Raw genomic sequence first — 16,428 nt, forward strand, 5'->3', positions numbered from 1 at the left:
TGGCTGCGACTTATCGAATTAACCGGGATATCCGGCGTCTCGGGACTCTCCGAATCGCGGGGCCCGCCGCTCCCGTTGCGCGGCCAGCCCTTCGAGCAGGTCGTCCGAGACCATGGTGACAGGCTGGGCGAGGGATTCCCAGCGCAACGCGGCGTCGAGGTCGGCGTGTCCGCCGCCCGCGAGGGCGACCTTGGTGAGCCGGGTGGCGACGGGGGCGTTCGCCGCGGTCCTCGACGCGATCTCCAACACCTCGGCCGTCAGCGACTCGCGAGGGAAGGCCCTGGTGACCAGGCCCGAGGACGCCGCCTCCACGCCCGACATGGTCCGTCCCGTCAGGAGCATCTCCCTGGCCACCCCGACCCCGGCGACCCTGGGCAGCAGGTAGGTGGCCGCCATTCCCGGGTGCAGGCCGAGCGAGGTGAAGGGGGCGAGCAGTTTGGCCTCCTCCGCGGCGTAGACCAGGTCGCAGGCGAGGGCGAGGCACAGTCCCGCCCCGACGGCGGCGCCGTTGACGGCGGCGATGGTCGGCACCTCCAGGTCCGCGACCGACAGCCAGGTCCGGTAGAAGCCCAGCATCCTGTCGCGCAGGTCCGGCACGTTCTCCGCGCCGCGGTCCGCGAGCCAGGAGAGGTCTCCTCCCGAGCAGAACGCGCTGCCCGCCCCCGTGACGACCACGCACCGCACGTGCCGGTCGCGACGCAGATCGGAGATGGTCCGCCGCCACTGCTCCGTCATCCCGTCCGTCATCGAGTTCCGCCGGTCAGGGCGGTTGAGCGTGAGCACGACGACGCCGTCGCTCCGCCGGTCGACCAAGAGCTCGTCCATGGCGGGGAGCGTATTACATCGAAGTTATCCACAGGCGGCGGGAAACCCGTCCGGGATCTTGAGGGGGCGTGGCACGCTGACACGCCCCGAGCCTGAGACCTCGGGGTCGTGGGACCCGGGGCGTGAGGCCCGGAGGTCCCGTGGCGCCGAGGTCCCGTGATCCGCCGAGTCCCCCTGAGGACGAGTCCCCCCAAGGAGAGGGTGTCCCATGAGGCCACGCCTGAAGCCCGTCCTGCGCAGGATCGCGCGTGACGAGCGCACCCTGCAGTTCGGCCTGCACCCGCGGCACGCGGTGGTGCTGACCGATCTCGAGCCCGAGGTCCGCCGCTGGGTCGAGAGCCTGGACGGCGTGCGCGACGTGGCCGGGGTGCTGGCCGGGGCCGCCGAGGCGGGGATCGGGCGGGAGCGCGGCCGTGCCCTGCTCGACCTGCTGGTCGAGCGCGGCGTGGTCGACGACGCGGCGGCGCGGCCCGGCCCGCTGCGTCTGCTCACCCTGGCCGAGCGCGACCGGCTGCAGCCCGACCTGGACGCGCTTTCCCTGCTTCCCGGCACGACCGACGGCGGACTGGCCACGCTGGAGCGCAGGCGCGGCGCCCAGGTGCGGGTGTACGGCGCGGGCCGCGTCGGCGCGCAGGTCGTCGCCCTGCTCGCCGCCTCCGGGGTCGGCGGCCTGTGCGTCGTCGACCCCGGCCCCGCCCGTCCCCGGGACGTCGTCCCCGGCGGGCTGACCCGGGAGCAGGTGGACATGGGCATGAGCAGACAGGAAGGCGCGGTCGCGCTGGCCAGGGAGGCGGCGCCCTCGGTCACCGCGTGGACCGGTGACCACGCGGCCCGTCCGGCGGACGGCGCCCGGCCGCCGGACCTGGCGGTGCTCGCGCCGGTCGGGCCGCTCGACGGCCTGCTGGCGGGCGAGCTGCTGTCCTGCAGGATCCCGCACCTGCTCGTGACCGCCTACGAGGGCTTCGGATCCGTCGGCCCGCTGGTGTTGCCTGGGCGGAGCACATGCCTGCGGTGTCTAGATTTGACAAGGCGCGATCGCGATCCCGGATGGCCGGTCGTCAGCGCCCGCCTCGGCGGCTTCCCCGCGGGGGAGATCGGGTGCGGCACGGCCATGTCCACGCTGGTCGCGGCCATGGCGGTCGGCCACGCGCTTGCTTCGATCGACGGGTCGGAGTCAGCTGTGACCAATGGCACAACAGATGTATTGCCTGATTGGAGATGGAAGCGGCGATCCTGGAGTGTTCATCCTCAATGTCGTTGCTTCCAGAACGACTTGGGTTCGCTGACAATGGTCGCGTCGGCGACCTGCCGCTGACAGACACCACACCGAAGGGAGGGAGCGGCGTCTCGCTGTACGGGGACATGCCGCGAGCCAAGGTGAGTGACCTTCCGCGCCGCGCAGTCGCGCGATCGGCCAAGTTGGCGGCTCTGCCGATCGGATTCGCCGGCCGTACCGCCCTCGGGCTGGGAAAACGGATCGGAGGAAAGCCCGCGGAGATCGTCGCCCAGGAGATCCAGCAGCGTACCGCCGAACAGATCTTCAAGGTTCTCGGAGAGCTCAAGGGCGGGGCGATGAAGCTCGGCCAGGCGCTGTCCATCTTCGAGGCCGCGCTGCCCGCGGAGGTCATCGGCCCCTACCGCGCGACCCTCACCAGGCTCCAGGACGCCGCTCCGCCGCTGCCCGCCAAGACCGTGCACAGGGTTCTCCTCGAACAGCTCGGCGACGACTGGCGGGAGAACTTCCGGTCGTTCGAGGACCACCCGACCGCCGCGGCGTCGATCGGGCAGGTGCACAAGGCCGTCTGGCACGACGGCAGGACGGTCGCGGTCAAGATCCAGTACCCCGGAGCGGGCAAGGCGCTGCTCTCCGACTTCAACCAGCTCGCCAGGCTCGGCAAGCTCTTCGGGGTGCTGCTTCCCGGCCTCGACATCAAGGCCGTCCTCAGCGAGCTGCGAGAGCGGGTGGCCGAGGAGCTCGACTACCTGCGTGAGGCGGAGGCGCAGCACGCCTTCGCCCTGGAGTTCAAGGACGACCCCGACTTCCTGATCCCGGACGTCATCGCCGCCAACGAGCAGGTGCTCGTCTCCGAGTGGGTGGACGGCGTCCCGCTGTCGCGGATCATCTCCGAGGGGACCAAGGAGCAGCGTGACCGGGCCGGGCTCCAGCTCGTTCGTTTCCTGTTCTCCTCGCCGGCCCGGGTGGGCATGCTCCACGCGGACCCGCATCCGGGAAACTTCCGGATCGTCGAGGACGGACGGCTGTGCGTGCTCGACTTCGGCGCCGTCAACCGGCTGCCCGACGGTTATCCCCCCGCCTTCGGGAAACTGACCCGCATCTTCAACAACGGCGACATGGGGAACGTGGTCCAGGGACTGCGCGACGAGGGGTTCATCCTCCCCCACATCGAGATCGACCCCGAGGCGCTGCGGGCCTTCCTCGCCCCCTACGTGGAGCCGACGGCGGTGGAGGAGTTCACCTTCAGTCGCGAGTGGCTGCAGGAGCAGGCGGCCACGGTCACCGACCTGCGCCCGAGCAACGTGGCGCGCCAGCTCAACCTGCCGGTGTCCTATGTCCTCATCCACCGGGTGCACGCGGCCGGGCTCGGCGTGCTCTGCCAACTCGGCGCCACCGCCCGTTTTCGCGAAGAGGTGATCCGCTGGGTTCCCGGCTTCGCCGAGGAGGATCCGCAGGAGCAGGCGGTCGCCGCGAGCTGAGACATCCCTTCCCCACCATCCGTTCCCCACCGCCCCTTCCCTTTCCGGCCCCTTTTTCAGCTTTCTCACCGTGGTTCCGTGGCCGACGGCCTCGGGCTCTGGCAGCGCGCCGGAAAACCCCGCGCCCGGCGCACGGAAAAGGGGCCTCCCGCGCGACGACAGGGCCCGCCCACTCCGCGCCCGGCCCATGGAAAAACTCCGCGCCCGGAAAAGGGGCGCGTCCCGCACGAGAACAGAGCCGGTCCCGTTTTCACGCCCGGCGCACGGAAAACGGAAAAGGGGTGGCCCGGGTGGGGCCACCCCTTCGGGGTCGGTTCTCAGCGGTCAGACGCTCCGGGGTCCTCGGCGGTCGGACAGCTGTGGCCTCTCGGCGATCAGCCGAGGTCAGACAAGCCGCAGAAGCGCGTGACGCAGGCGTGAGGAGGCGCGTTCCGCGTCACGGCGGGCACGCCTCAAACGCAGGATGCCATTCACACGACGCTCCTCCTCCGCCTCCCGGTGGAGGGTTCGTATTCGGTCCCGAACCAGTTCTTGTTGCATAGAGAGGGTGTCGAGACCGAAGGAGCTGGTGCTGTTGAGGTAAGTCATCGGAAGTGGTCCTTTCGGGAACGCCTTGATGGTTCTGGTTGATCGGGTGTTGCCGGTCAGGCAGCGACCGGAGTCTTGCGGGGACGGCCACGCGGGCGCTTCCGCGGGACGATCGCGCCCCGCAGGATGAGCTCGCCGCCCCAGACGCCCCAGGGCTCCTCGCGCTCGAGCGCGCGGGCCAGGCAGGCCTGCTGGATCGGGCAGCCTCCGCAGAGCGCCTTGGCGAACTCCACATCCTCCGGAGACTCTGCGAACCAGAGGTCGGGGTCGGTACGACAGGGGATTGCGGCTTCGTCGATCAGGTCCATGATCGTCTGGGCCCCCATCTGCTTCACCTCTCAGTTAGGTGTTGATCTTCGGTTACCTCTGGGTGGGGGGACAGGAATAACGCGGACAAACAAGAAGGCCGCGGATCCTGGTGTGGATCCGCGGCCTGGAGGCTCTTTCTCTCGGTCAGATTATGACCGGAGGTCGCCTCCAGGGGTGCGGACCACGCCATCCACCATTTGCGGTGTGCTTGGTCGGTGCATAGCCGCCGGCCTCAGGAGCCGGAACAGCCTCGACACCCGTCGCCGCGAAGGCGATGGGCAGACGGCTGGCCAGAACCTGGGTCCGGGCAGACTGACGCTGCTGGAGCTGGATGTCCTGCTGAACCTGGATGTCCTGCTGGAGCTGGGTTTCCCGTCGCAGTCGGGCAGCCGGATCGGCCGAGAGGACGACATGGCGGCCATGGGACAGGGGCATGCCGAGGCGCATGGAAGTAAGCCCGAACTGGGAGGACATCAGTATCTTCTTCACCGCGGACTCACCTCCATTCGTGGATCGTCGGACAGGAGTGTCCGACTTGCTTGACCATGACCCTAAACCCCGGTTGCGGGGAGGGGCAACATATTTTCTACCTGCAGTTTTACAACTGACTCACGCGAATCAGGGCCTCCTGGACCACCGACACGGCCAACTCACCGGAACGGGTGAACATCTCTCCCCTGGCCAGCCCCCGCGCGGTGCCCGACCAGGGCGACTCCTGGGCGTACAGCATCCAGTCGTCCACGCGGAAGGGACGGTGGAACCACATCGCGTGGTCCAGCGAGGCTCCGGCGACGTTCGGGGTTCCCCAGGCCTGGCCGTGGGCCAGCAGCACGGTGTCCACCAGGGTGAAGTCGGAGGCGTAGGCGGCGAGCACGACGTGCAGCAGCGGGTCGTCGGGCAGCTCGGCCTCGTAGCGGAACCAGACGTTCGTCGTGGGGCGGCTCAGCGAGGGGTCGTGCAGGGCCTCCAGGGGGACCGGGGTCGCGTAGCGCGCGTCGAGGGGGCGCTGCCGGGCCAGCCACTCCCGCCACGGGGACTCCTGCCCCGCGGCCCCGGCCGCCTCGCGCACCCGCTCGTGGAAGGGCGCGATGTCCTCGGGAGCGGCCGCCTGCGGCATCACCGCGGCCTGGTGCTCCAGACCGGGCTCCTCAATGTGGAAGGAGGCCGACATGGTGAATATCGCCTTGCCGTGCTGGATGGCGACGACTCTTCTGGTGGTGAAGGAACGGCCGTCGCGGACGCGCTCCACGTTGTAGACGATCGGGATCGCCGGATCGCCGGGGCGGATGAAGTAGGCGTGCAGCGAATGGACGCGACGGTCGTCCTGAACCGTCCTTCCCGCCGCCACCAGCGCCTGGGCCGCCACCTGGCCGCCGAAGACCCGCTGGATGTGCTCGTCGGGACTGCGGCCCCGGAAGATGTCGAGCTCGATCTGTTCCAGGTCGAGCACATCGAGCAGCTCCTTGAGCGCCTCGTTCACACGTCCTCCGTCCGGTCTGCGGCCGCACGGCAGAGAGCGAACACCGCCTCGCCGTACCGGTCCAGTTTGACGCGTCCGATGCCGGTGATCGCCAGCAGGTCCTGTTCACAGGTCGGCGCGCGCTCGGCGATGGCCTGGAGGGTGACGTCGGTGAAGACCACGTAGGTCGGGATCTTGGCCTCCTTCGCCACCGCGGTACGCCAGGCCCTGAGGCTCTCCAGCAGGGCCTCGTCGTAGTCGGCGGGGCAGGTGGCGCATCTGCCGAGCTTCTGCTCGGCGGCGACGGCGAGGGTCTTTCCGCAGATCCGGCAACTCACCGGCGCGGCGACCTGGCGGCGTTCCGCGGGAGACGGAGAGGAAGGAGAGGTACGGCGCTGCGGCGCGGAACGGCCGGTGAGGCCGTCGAGGAAGCGGGAGGGCTTCCTCGACCTGCGGCCGCCCGGCGAGCGCGCCAGCGCCCACGACAGCGCCAGGTGTGCCCTGGCCCGGGTGACGCCGACGTACAGCAGGCGACGCTCCTCCTCGATCTGGTCGGGCGTCTCGGCGTAGATGATCGGCATCATGCCGTCGGTGACGCCGACCAGGAAGACCGCGTCCCACTCCAGGCCCTTCGCGGCGTGCAGCGACGCCAGCGTCACGCCCTCGACGGGCGGCGCGTGCTGCTCGCCGGCCCGCCGTTCCAGCTCCGCCACGAAGGCGGCCAGGTCCGCGCCCCGCGTGGCCAGGTCCTCCGCGAGGTCGGCGAGGGCCTTGAGCGACTCCCACTTCTCGCGGGCCTTGCCGCCGCCGGGCGCCTCGGGGGTGAGGCCGATGCCGGAGAGGATGTGGTGGACGGTCGGGGCCAGTTCGTCGTCACGGGCGGCGGAGCGGGCCGCGCCGCGCAGCAGCACGACTGCGTGGCGGACCTCGGGGCGTTCGAAGAACCGGTCGGCGCCGCGCAGCAGGTAGGGGACGCCCGCGTTGGCGAAGGCCTGCTCGTAGGCCTCGGACTGGGCGTTGACGCGGAAGAGCACGGCGATCTCGCGGGCGGGCACCCCGCTGTCCGTGAGGGCGCGCACCGCACGCGCCACCCCCTCCGCCTCCGCTTGCTCGTCGTCGTACTCGGTGAAGACGGGCTCGGGGCCGTCGGGGCGCTGGGCGATCAGGGCGAGCTTGTGCGGCGTCCTCGACCGGTCGAGGAGCCGGTTGGCCAGGGAGACGACCTGGGGGGTCGACCGGTAGTCGCGGACCAGCTTGATCACGGTGGCGTCCGGGTGCTCGACCGGGAAGCCGGTCAGGTATCTGGGCGTCGCGCCGGTGAAGGAGTAGATCGTCTGGTTGGGGTCGCCGACCACGCACAGGTCGTCGCGCCCGCCGAGCCAGGTGTCCAGCAGGAGCTTCTGCAGCGGGTTGACGTCCTGGTACTCGTCCACGACGAAGTAGCGGTACTGCTGGCGGATCTGCGTGGCCACCTCGCGGTGCTCGGTCATCACCGCCGCGGTGAGTTCGAGGATGGTCTCGAAGTCGACCAGGTGCCGGTCGCGGCGGAGGGTCTCGTAGGCGTCGTAGAGCCGGAAGACCTCCTCGGCCGGCACCGGCGGGGTCCTGCCCGCCTTCCTCGCGGCCTCGGCGTAGTCCTCCGGGCCGATCTGGGTGGCCTTGGCCCACTCGATCTCGGAGGCGATGTCCCGCAGTTCGGACCGGTCGGGGTTCTTCCTGACGGAGCGGCAGGCGTCGATCAGCAGCGGCAGCTTCGACTCGATCACCTTGGGCGGATCGCCGCCGATGACACGCGGCCAGAAGTAGGTGAGCTGGCGCAGCGCGGCGGCGTGGAAGGTGCGGGCCTGCACCGCCGGCGTGCCGAGCTCGCGCAGCCTCTGCCTGAGCTCGCCCGCGGCGCGTGTGGTGAACGTCACGGCCAGCACGCTCTGGGCCTCGACCGCACCGCTGCGCACCGCGTGGGCGATGCGGTGGGTGATCGCCCGCGTCTTGCCCGTCCCCGCTCCGGCGAGCACGCAGACCGGGCCGCGCACGGCCTCGGCCACCTCCCGCTGCTCGGGGTCCAGCCCCGCCAGGACGTCGTCGAACTGCACGGAGACTCCTTACACGGGTTGAACAGGCCGGACGGAAACATCCTTCCAGCCGGTGGCCAAGCATCGCCCATTCTGGCAACATGCCGCCGTCAACCTATGTCGTTCCCGAAGATGCGTAAAAAGGGCGGTTCCTCCACAATGGTGACCGATCTGAGCTCGGGGGAAGGAAGAGACCTGTGAGAACCGCGGTGACCGTGAGTACTCTCGCCCTGGCGGCGTTGGTGATCGGGCCCGCGGCGTTGCAGGCGACTTCGGCCGCGCACGCCCTCTCCGCTTCCCCGCAGCCGGTGGGCACGTCGCAGGAGGGCGGGGAGAACACGGCCTCGCCCGACAAGACGCCGCTGTGGGCGGAGATCGTCTCGTCCGCGAAGGCGGGCGCGCAGGCGGGCCAGGCAGGCAAGGCCGGGAAGGCCGGCACCTCGGCGAAGACGGGGACCGCGGACACGGCGGAGACTGCGGGCACGGCGGAGACCGCGGGCGCGGCCGGCACGGCGGGGACGTCGGCGCAGACGGCGAAGACGGCGAAGGCCGATCCCACCGCGACGCCGACTCCGACCTCGACCTCGACCTCGAAGGCGACCTCGACCGCCAAGCCGAAGAAGCCGACCCCCACCTCGTCGCCGGCTCCGACGGACAACCCCCTGCTCCAGGGAACCGTCATCAACACCGTCGCGTACGGCCCGCACGCCCGCCAGCGGATGGACGTCTGGCACCAGACCGACGGTCTCAAGCGACCCGGCGTCTTCCTGATCCACGGCGGCTGGTGGTCCTCCGGCGACAAGAAGTACATGACCGAGATCACCAAGAGCTACGCCGAGCAGGGCTACACGGTCTTCAACATCAACTACCGCCTCTCCGGTGAGGCGGCCTGGCCCGCCCAGCGGGTCGACGCGCTGGACGCCATCGCCACCGCGCGCAGGCACGCCTCCCTGTGGTCCTTCGACCCCAACAACTACGTGGTCGTCGGCTTCTCCGCGGGAGGCCACCTGGCCGCCGCCGTCGGAACCTACGGGGACGGGCTGCCGGGGCTGCGCGGGGTCGTCGGCATCTCCCCGGTGACCTCGCCGATGCTCGCCTACGAGGAGGGCGGCACCGACGTCTTCGACCTCAACAAGCGCAAGCTGCGCGAGGCGGCCATCCAGCTCGCCGGGGGCTGCGAGCCCGCCAAGTGCCCGAAGATCTGGGCCAGCATGGAGGTGTCGCGGCACGCGAGCCGTGGCGACGTGCCGGAGCTGGCCGTGCACTCGGAGGAGGAGTTCGTCCCCGTCGAGCACAGCCTCCAGCTCAAGGAACGCCTGCGCTCGTTCGGCGTGGGCATGACGGTGCTGACCGAGCCCGGCATCGAGCACAGCGCGCCGATGTACCGGCTGCCCGGCGTGGCCGAGAGGGTTCAGGACTGGGTCGCCGGAAAGCTCCTCTGAGCGGCGGGAAGATGAATGGCTCTCACTTTGTTGGCAATGAGCGCTGCACATCTCACGACATGAGGGGATAGTCCACAAATGGCGCTGACGGTTTACACCACCACCTGGTGCGGCCCCTGCAAGCGGCTCAAGAGCCAGCTCACCCGTGAGGGGATCTCCTACCGGGAGATCGACATCGAGCAGAACCCCGACGCCGCTCAGTTCGTCATGAGTGTCAACAACGGCAACCAGACCGTGCCGACCGTCCTGTTCGAGGACGGCACGGCCGTGACCAACCCCTCGGTGATCGAGGTCAAGGCCCGGCTCAACGCCTGATCACCAGTCTCCTGTGAGCGGCTCGCCGTACCAGGTCTCGATCAGTCTTCGGGCGATCGAGACCTCGGACGGCAGACGCACCTCGCCGCTGTCCAGCGCGGCCCGCAGCTCGGCGCGGCTGAACCAGCGGGCCTCCGCGATCTCCTCCGGGTCGAGCGCGAACTCCGTCGAGACCGCCCGCGCGAAGAAGCCGAGCATCAGGCTGCGCGGGAAGGGCCACGGCTGGCTGCCGAGATAGCGGGCGTCGACGACGCGCACGCCGACCTCCTCGGCCACCTCCCTGGCGACGGCGTGCTCCAGCGACTCACCCGGCTCGACGAACCCGGCGAGCACGGAAAGGCGCCCCTCCGGCCACTGCGGCCCCCGGGCCAGCAGGCACCGGTCCTCGTCGTCGTGGACGAGCATGATCACCGCGGGGTCGACCCTCGGGAAGTGCTGGCTGCCGTCCTCGAGACAGGCTCGCACGTGCCCGCCGGCCCGCACCTCGGTACGGCTGCCGCACCGCGGGCAGAACTCGTGGGTGGCGTGCCAGGCCTCAAGGGCGACCGCGTAGACCAACAGCCCGGCGTCCAGGTCCTCCAGCAGCGAGCCGACCTGGCGCAGCCCGACGGCGACGGCCTCCCCCTCCCGCAACGCCGACAGGGCGACGGGCGCGACGATCCGCCCCGCCGAGCCCGGGTGCTCGGCGTCCGCCAGTGAGGCCGCGACGGCGAAGTAGGCGATGCCCTCGGCGTCCACGCCGAGCAGGTAGCGCTCCCCCTTGGGCGCCTCGGCCGTCGGCAGCAGGACCAGCGCGACTCCCTCTCCTCGCCGCCGGACCAGCGCCTGCCCGTCGTCGACGACCACGACCCGGGTCGCGCCGTCGGCCCACGCGCGTTCGAGCCACTCCGCGTCGCCGCGCAGCAGCGCCGAGCGGTCGATGGCGCCGCGCGCGAGCAGCAGCGGTCCCAGTAGTCCTTCTCCTGTGGTGATTTCCACGCCGTCCCCGCTTCCCAGACCGACTGGCCATCCTATGCCGCAGGAAACGACCGCCCTTCCCGGGTCTCACCCAGCGCCGCCTTCGACGGCCGGGGGCCGTCGACCCGGCGGTCGTGGACGCCCCTCGGCGAGAACGGATGTGAGATCTCGTGCCTCGTTCACGGGGCGGGCGTATACGGTGAATACCCGATCACATCAGCGAGATGATCTCCATGCAGCTAGGATGCACCGAGTTAGGTTAGGCTTACCTGATTATCGGGGGTCTGCATTGCGGCTGTACCTCACCGCGCTCAAGCCGACAGACTCGGTCACCGACGGGTTCCTCCCGGCCGCGCGGGCGCTGGGCTGCGACGTCACTGTACTGACCGACCGGCCCGAGCGCCATCTGGACTCGGGAGCCGAGGTGCTCGGATGTGACGTCCGCGACGCCCGCGCGGTGATCGACGTCATCGCGCACCACCACGCGCCGGACGCCGTCTTCTCCAACTCCGACCACCTGCAGGCGGAGACGGCCATGGCCGCCGCGTACTTCGGCCTGCCCGGCAAGGACTGGCGGGCCTGCGTCGCCGCGAAGAACAAGGCGCTCACCCGCAGGCGCCTCGCGGCGGCGGGCGTGGAGACCGTCCGCTCGGCGCGGCTCGCGCCGGGCGACCCCGCGCCCGCGGACATGCCGTTTCCCCTGGTCGTCAAGCCTCGCGAGGGCGTCGCCAGCGAGGACGTCGTGCTGGTGCGGGACGAACGCGAGCTCGCCGTGGCGCTGCGGGAGATCCGGGAGCGGCGTCCCGGCGAGGCGCTGGTCGTCGAGGAGTACCTCGAAGGTCCCCTGCACACGCTGGAGACGCTCGGCGACGGCGGCGAACCGCTGGTGCTGGGCGGGTTCAGGACCACCCTCGGGCCGCTGCCGCACTTCGTCGAGGAACGGCTCGACTGGGAGCCGCCGCCCGCGCGGGAGCACGTGCTGCGGGCGCTCTCCGCGCTGGGAGTCGGCTTCGGCGCCTGCCACACCGAATACGTGATGACGCAGGCGGGCCCCAGGATCATCGAGGTCAACTACCGGGTGATCGGCGACCACTGCGACTTCCTCCTCGGCGACCTGCTGGGCGTCCCGCTGTTCGAGCGCGTCCTCGGCGTCCATCTGGGAGCCCCGGCCGGAGACCTGGGAGACGTCCGGGGACACGGGACCGCGCTGAGCGTGGTCGCCGGCAGGCGGGGAACCGTGGTCGCGTCGCCGGGGACGGTCGTGCCCGCCCCCGGCGACCCGGTCAGGATCTGGCACAGACCGCTGCGCGCCGTGGGCGACCGCGTGGAGCCGAACAACACCAACCGCGACTACCTGGGCGTCGTGCGCGCGATCGGCCCCGACAGGGCGAGCGTCGACGCGGCGGTGGCGGCCTTCGAGACGGACGCCCCATGGGTGATCGCGTGATCGGCGGCGACCGCGCGGCCGGATGGGGTGGCGGAGACGACGGCGGCCACGCGGCCGGCGGGGGCGTCGGGAGCGGGCGGGAGCCGTACCTGGCCTCCCGCGTCCTGGACGCGCTGCTGCGCGAGGACTACGGCGGTCTGGCCGGGCGGATGACCAGGGGCAAGGACGGCGTCGCACTGATCCTGCCCGGCGGGCGCAGGGTGAGGCTCGTGCCGGGTTCGCTGTTCCAGGACTTCGTGGTCGCCCCCGAGGAGACACTCGGCCTGCGGGAGGTCCTGCTGGCGCTGGAGGAGGTCTCCGCGCCCGCCGACGGCCCCGGGGTCGAGGCGTTCGCCCGGGAGTGCGGGGAGGCTCTGCGCGCCCTCGACCTCCACGACGCGCACCGCGACAGGGTCCTCGCCAGGCTCCGCCACGGGACGCCCGCGGAATCCGCCACCCGCTACGAGACGCTGGCCGCCTTCGTCGACCACCCCGTCTACCCGACGGCCCGGTGCAGAACCGGCCTGTCCGACGACGACCTGACGGCGTACGCGCCCGAGTTCGCGCCCTCCTTCGAGCTGCGCTGGGCCGCCGTGCCCAGGGAACGGGCCGCGGGGGCGGAGATGCCGGGCGCGCCGGAGTTCGCCGCCGTCGGGCTGCCCGCGTCCCTGGCGGCGACACACGTGCTGTTCCCCGTGCACCCGCTCACGGTTCCCCTGGTCGAGGAGATCCCGTGGGCGACGCCGGGGCCGAAGCCGTACCTCGGGGTCACCCCGACGCTGTCGACGCGCACGGTGGCGATCGACGCCGGCACCCACGTGAAGCTGCCGCTGCCCACCAGCACCCTGGGGATGCGCAACCGGCGCTCGATCAGGCCGGGCACGCTGGCCGACGGGGCGCGGGCCGAGCTGCTGCTGCGCGAGATCCCCCATCCCGGGGTGCTCCTGGCCGACGAACAGACCTACGGCCACGCCGGGCACGAGTATCTCGGCTGGCTCGTCCGCCGCCTGCCGCCCGGCGAGATCGTCCCGGTCGCCGCGCTGCTCGCGCCCGCGCCGGGCGGCGGACGCGTCGTCGAGGAGCTCGCGGGACGCTGGTACGGAGGGGACGTGGCGCGGCTGCTCGGGGAGTATCTCCGGCTGCTGTTCGGCTTCCACGTGCGTCTCTTCGTCCGGTACGGCACGGCCCTCGAGACCCACCAGCAGAACCTCTCGCTGGTGCTGGGAGACGGCCCGCCCCGGCTGCTGGTCAAGGACAACGACGGGCTGATGACCTCTCCGGGACGCCTGCGGGCCGCGGGCCTCACGGTGCCCGATTTCGCCGACGAACGGATGCTGACCGACGACCCGCACGCGCTCGCCGACATGTTCGTGACCATCACGCTCCACCTGGCCGCCGCGGCGGTGGCCTTCGGCGCGCTGCCGCCCCCGCACGCCTGCGCGCTGCTGCGCCACGCGCTCGGGGAGGCGCTGAACGAGCACGGAGACGACCCGATGGCCAGGCTGCTGCGGGCCAGGACCCTCGACGCCGCCAGGCTCGTCGGGAAATCGATGATCACCGCGGGAACCCTGGTGGACAAGGCGCGCACCGGGGCGCGCGACGTGAACAAGTTCTACGGCACCAGCGGCCCGAACTACCTGCGCCAGCCCCCTCATGCCATCCAGAACATGACCATGCGAAGGACGCCATGACCAGCCTCGCACTCGACTCCTGCCCCGCCGCCCTCGCCGAGGAGGCGTCGGTCGCGGCGCTGCTGCGCTGCTGCGTCAGGGAGGTGGCCGGGCCGCGCGGGCAGGTCTGGCAGGCCGAGCCGTACGTGCTGCTGCGCGTGGCGGACACCCTGCTGCGGGTCAGGACGCACGGCGGGCTCGCGCTCCGCTTCGACGGCCCGCCCGAATGGCTGGAGCACGGGTGCTGGCAGCCGCTCGGCGCCGACCGGCTCGTCGGGCTCGTGGAGGCGGAGCTCGGCGGAACGGAGCTCGGCGAAAGGAACGAGGAGTTCGCCGCCCAGGTGGGCGCGAGCCGGGAGGCCATGGCGGCGCTGCTGGCCGCCAGACGGGAGACCCCCGCCCCCGCCGACCCGTGGCTGGCCTCGGAACAGGGACTGGTCCTCGGACACCCGTTCCATCCGAGCCCCAAGGCCCGTGACGGCGAGGGCTGGCTGCGCTACGCCCCCGAGGCGCACGCGAGCTTCCCGCTCAGACTGCTCGGCGTCCGCGACGACGTGCTGGCGGAGGCGGGCGAGACCGGCGCGCTCGACGACCTGGGTCCCGCGCCCTCCGGCTACTCGCCCCTGCCCGCGCATCCGTGGCAGCTCGACCTGCTCGCGGCGGAGCTGGCCGCGCCGCTGGCCGACGGGCGGCTGATCGACCTGGGGTACGGCTCCCGCCCGGCGATCCCCACCTCGTCGGTCCGCACGGTCTACGAGCCGAGGATCGACCGGTGCCTGAAGTTCAGCCTGGACGTGCGGATCACCAACTGCGTGCGGAAGAACTCCTGGTACGAGCTGGCCGGGGCGGTCGAGCTGACCCACCGCCTCGGACCGGTCTTCGAGGACCTGTCGGCCGTCTTCCCCGGAACCCGCTGGCTCGCCGAACCCGGCTACCGCTCCGCCGAGCTGGGCACCCGGCTCCTGGAAGGGCTCAGTGTGATCATCAGAACCAGCCCGTGGTCGGTCTGCACACCGGGGGTGACCCCCCTGCTGAGCGGCGCGCTGGCCGTCCCCGGCGCCCCGCCCCCGGACCCCGTGCGCTGGTGGCGCGCCTACGTGGAGCACGTGGCGCTGCCGGTGCTGGAGGCCTACCTGAGCCACGGCGTGGTGCTGGAGCCCCACCTGCAGAACGTCCTGGTCGGCGTGGACACGTCGGGACTGCCCGTTGAGGCGATCTTCCGCGACCTGGAGGGCACCAAACTCGTCGCGGGACGGCACGACCTGTCGGGGCTGCCGGGACGGATCGCGGAGGCCCTCACCTACGATCCCGGCAGGGGCTGGGACCGGGTGGTCTACTGCCTGATGGTCAACCACCTCTCCGAGATCGCCGCCTCCCTCGCGGGGCGCGAGTCCACCAGGGAGCTGTGGGCGGTCGCCGGGGAGGTGCTGACCGGATACGCCGCCCCCAGGGGATGGCCGCGACCGCTGGCCGACCTGCTGGCCGGGGCGCCGCTGCCCGCCAAGGCCAACCTCTCCGTCAGATGGGCGCGCTCGGCCGACCGCTCCGCCGGGTACGTCCCGGTCGCCAACCCGCTGGCGGTGCTGTCGTGATCCCGGATGAACTGCCCGCCTACGTCTACGACCTCGCCTCACTCGACGCCCACGCGGCGGCCGTACGGGCCGCCCTGGGAGAGGTGGAGCTCTACTACGCCGTGAAGGCCAACCCCGACTCCCGGCTGCTGCGGGTGCTCGCCCGGCACGTGGACGGCTTCGAGGTCTCCTCGGGCGGGGAACTGGCACACGTGCGCTCGCTGTTCCCCGACATCCCCGTGGCCATGGGCGGTCCGGGCAAGACCCGCGCCGAGCTGGCGGCCGACGTCACCCGCCTGCACGTGGAGAGTCCCGGTGAGTTGCGCCGCCTGCTGGAGACCGGACACCCCGCCGACGTGCTGCTACGGGTCAACCTCGACGTGCCGGTGACCGGGGCGTCGCTGGCCATGGGCGGCGGAGCGACCCCGTTCGGCATGGACCCCGACGGGATCGCCGAATGCCTGGCCCTCCTGGCCGACCGGCCAGGCCGGGGCGCCGTACGGCCGCGCGGGATCCACGCCCACCTCGCCAGCGGGCTCGACGCCCCCGCGCTGCTGGAGCTCGCGCGGGCCGTACTCGCATGCGCCAGGGAACTGGGCGTCTCGGAGGTCAACCTCGGCGGGGGCATGGCGGTGTCCTACGCCGATCCCGACACACGGTTCGACTGGCGCTCCTACGGTGAGGGCCTGGCGGAGCTGCGCCGTCAGGGAGAGGTGCTGCGCGTCGAGCCGGGACGGGCGCTGACCGCCTACTGCGGGCGGTACGTGACCCGGGTGATCGACGTGAAACGGGTCCACGGCGAGCTGTTCGCGGTGGTCGCGGGAGGCACCCACCACCTGCGCACGCCCGCCGCCAAGGGCCACTCCCAGCCCCTGTCCGGCGACCTCCCCGAGGGGGAGCCGATCACGATCGTCGGCCAGCTCTGCACGCCCAAGGACGTCCTGGCCCGCCGTGTGCCGGTGAGCCTGGCCGTCGGAGACGTCGTGGAGTTCGCCATGGCCGGGGCGTACGCCTGGAACATCTCCCACCACGACTTCCTGATGCACCCGGAGCCCGGCTTCCACTATCTGTGACCCGCC

14 protein-coding genes are annotated in these 16,428 nt (G+C 71.5%); 8 read left to right on the forward strand and 6 right to left on the reverse strand.

All coding sequences use genetic code 11. The features are described 5' to 3' along the window. Positions 1-18: 18 nt before the first annotated feature. On the reverse strand, positions 19-825 hold the full coding sequence (locus PKF00_RS38815) for an enoyl-CoA hydratase/isomerase family protein (protein ID WP_271222742.1): 807 nt from the start codon (positions 823-825) through the stop codon (positions 19-21). A 208-nt stretch (positions 826-1,033) separates the two neighbouring features. Here PKF00_RS38815 and PKF00_RS38820 point away from each other — a divergent pair, with 208 nt between their 5' ends. Together PKF00_RS38820 and PKF00_RS38825 are read left to right on the forward strand one after the other, a co-directional pair. Further along, positions 1,034-2,140: a ThiF family adenylyltransferase gene (locus PKF00_RS38820; protein WP_271222743.1), complete on the forward strand. Its 1,107-nt coding sequence runs from the start codon at positions 1,034-1,036 to the stop codon at positions 2,138-2,140. 104 nt (positions 2,141-2,244) lie between these two features. Continuing rightward, positions 2,245-3,540, forward strand: a complete 1,296-nt coding sequence (locus PKF00_RS38825; protein ID WP_425582219.1) for an ABC1 kinase family protein — start codon at positions 2,245-2,247, stop codon at positions 3,538-3,540. Positions 3,541-4,184: 644 nt separating this feature from the next. Here the strand turns inward: PKF00_RS38825 and PKF00_RS38830 are convergent. The 4 genes from PKF00_RS38830 to PKF00_RS38845 all read right to left on the reverse strand — a co-directional run bounded on the left by PKF00_RS38830 (position 4,185) and on the right by PKF00_RS38845 (position 7,989). Next, a complete protein-coding gene (locus tag PKF00_RS38830) occupies positions 4,185-4,454 on the reverse strand; it encodes a WhiB family transcriptional regulator (RefSeq protein WP_184718892.1) in 270 nt (89 codons plus the stop codon). Positions 4,455-4,581: 127 nt separating this feature from the next. Further along, positions 4,582-4,926: a hypothetical protein gene (locus tag PKF00_RS38835; protein WP_271222745.1), complete on the reverse strand. Its 345-nt coding sequence runs from the start codon at positions 4,924-4,926 to the stop codon at positions 4,582-4,584. Positions 4,927-5,035: 109 nt separating this feature from the next. Next, the gene (tesB, locus tag PKF00_RS38840) at positions 5,036-5,917 is read right to left on the reverse strand and encodes an acyl-CoA thioesterase II (RefSeq protein ID WP_271222746.1); all 882 of its coding nucleotides are present in this window, start codon (positions 5,915-5,917) and stop codon (positions 5,036-5,038) included. Then, entirely contained in the window at positions 5,914-7,989 is a 2,076-nt protein-coding gene (locus PKF00_RS38845) for an ATP-dependent DNA helicase UvrD2 (RefSeq protein WP_271222747.1), read from the reverse strand. Before PKF00_RS38845 ends, tesB begins: the two co-directional genes overlap by 4 nt. A 188-nt stretch (positions 7,990-8,177) precedes the next feature. On the opposite strand from PKF00_RS38845, the gene PKF00_RS38850 reads away from it, so the two are divergent. Both PKF00_RS38850 and PKF00_RS38855 read left to right on the forward strand, forming a co-directional pair. Then, positions 8,178-9,410: an alpha/beta hydrolase gene (locus tag PKF00_RS38850; protein ID WP_271222748.1), complete on the forward strand. Its 1,233-nt coding sequence runs from the start codon at positions 8,178-8,180 to the stop codon at positions 9,408-9,410. A 78-nt stretch (positions 9,411-9,488) separates the two neighbouring features. Further along, positions 9,489-9,725: a mycoredoxin gene (locus PKF00_RS38855; RefSeq protein ID WP_271222749.1), complete on the forward strand. Its 237-nt coding sequence runs from the start codon at positions 9,489-9,491 to the stop codon at positions 9,723-9,725. Here PKF00_RS38855 and nudC read toward each other — a convergent pair whose 3' ends face one another. Further along, on the reverse strand, positions 9,726-10,703 hold the full coding sequence (gene nudC / locus PKF00_RS38860) for an NAD(+) diphosphatase (protein ID WP_271222750.1): 978 nt from the start codon (positions 10,701-10,703) through the stop codon (positions 9,726-9,728). Positions 10,704-10,971: 268 nt separating this feature from the next. On the opposite strand from nudC, the gene PKF00_RS38865 reads away from it, so the two are divergent. Genes PKF00_RS38865 through PKF00_RS38880 form a run of 4 tightly spaced genes read left to right on the forward strand, consistent with a single transcriptional unit; the run spans position 10,972 to position 16,422 of the window. Then, entirely contained in the window at positions 10,972-12,129 is a 1,158-nt protein-coding gene (locus tag PKF00_RS38865; RefSeq protein ID WP_271222751.1) for an ATP-grasp domain-containing protein, read from the forward strand. Then, positions 12,114-13,799, forward strand: coding sequence for an IucA/IucC family protein (locus PKF00_RS38870; protein WP_271222752.1), 1,686 nt, complete (start codon positions 12,114-12,116; stop codon positions 13,797-13,799). The genes PKF00_RS38865 and PKF00_RS38870 overlap by 16 nt, the downstream gene beginning before the upstream one ends. Further along, complete coding sequence (locus PKF00_RS38875) at positions 13,796-15,370, forward strand: IucA/IucC family protein (protein ID WP_271222753.1); 1,575 nt, start codon at positions 13,796-13,798, stop codon at positions 15,368-15,370. The genes PKF00_RS38870 and PKF00_RS38875 overlap by 4 nt, the downstream gene beginning before the upstream one ends. Next, the gene (locus tag PKF00_RS38880) at positions 15,367-16,422 is read left to right on the forward strand and encodes a type III PLP-dependent enzyme domain-containing protein (protein ID WP_271222754.1); all 1,056 of its coding nucleotides are present in this window, start codon (positions 15,367-15,369) and stop codon (positions 16,420-16,422) included. Before PKF00_RS38875 ends, PKF00_RS38880 begins: the two co-directional genes overlap by 4 nt. Positions 16,423-16,428: the final 6 nt, after the last annotated feature.

Origin of the sequence: Streptosporangium carneum, from assembly GCF_027922005.1 — a bacterium.
GTDB classification, from domain to species: domain Bacteria; phylum Actinomycetota; class Actinomycetes; order Streptosporangiales; family Streptosporangiaceae; genus Streptosporangium; species Streptosporangium carneum.

Coding starts and splice junctions, on each gene's coding strand:
- PKF00_RS38855 (WP_271222749.1), top strand. CDS start 9,489: ATGGCGCTGACGGTTTACACCACCACCTGGTGCGGCCCCTGCAAGCGG.
- PKF00_RS38830 (WP_184718892.1), bottom strand. CDS start 4,454: ATGGGGGCCCAGACGATCATGGACCTGATCGACGAAGCCGCAATCCCC.
- PKF00_RS38870 (WP_271222752.1), top strand. CDS start 12,114: ATGGGTGATCGCGTGATCGGCGGCGACCGCGCGGCCGGATGGGGTGGC.
- PKF00_RS38820 (WP_271222743.1), top strand. CDS start 1,034: ATGAGGCCACGCCTGAAGCCCGTCCTGCGCAGGATCGCGCGTGACGAG.
- PKF00_RS38875 (WP_271222753.1), top strand. CDS start 13,796: ATGACCAGCCTCGCACTCGACTCCTGCCCCGCCGCCCTCGCCGAGGAG.
- PKF00_RS38815 (WP_271222742.1), bottom strand. CDS start 825: ATGGACGAGCTCTTGGTCGACCGGCGGAGCGACGGCGTCGTCGTGCTC.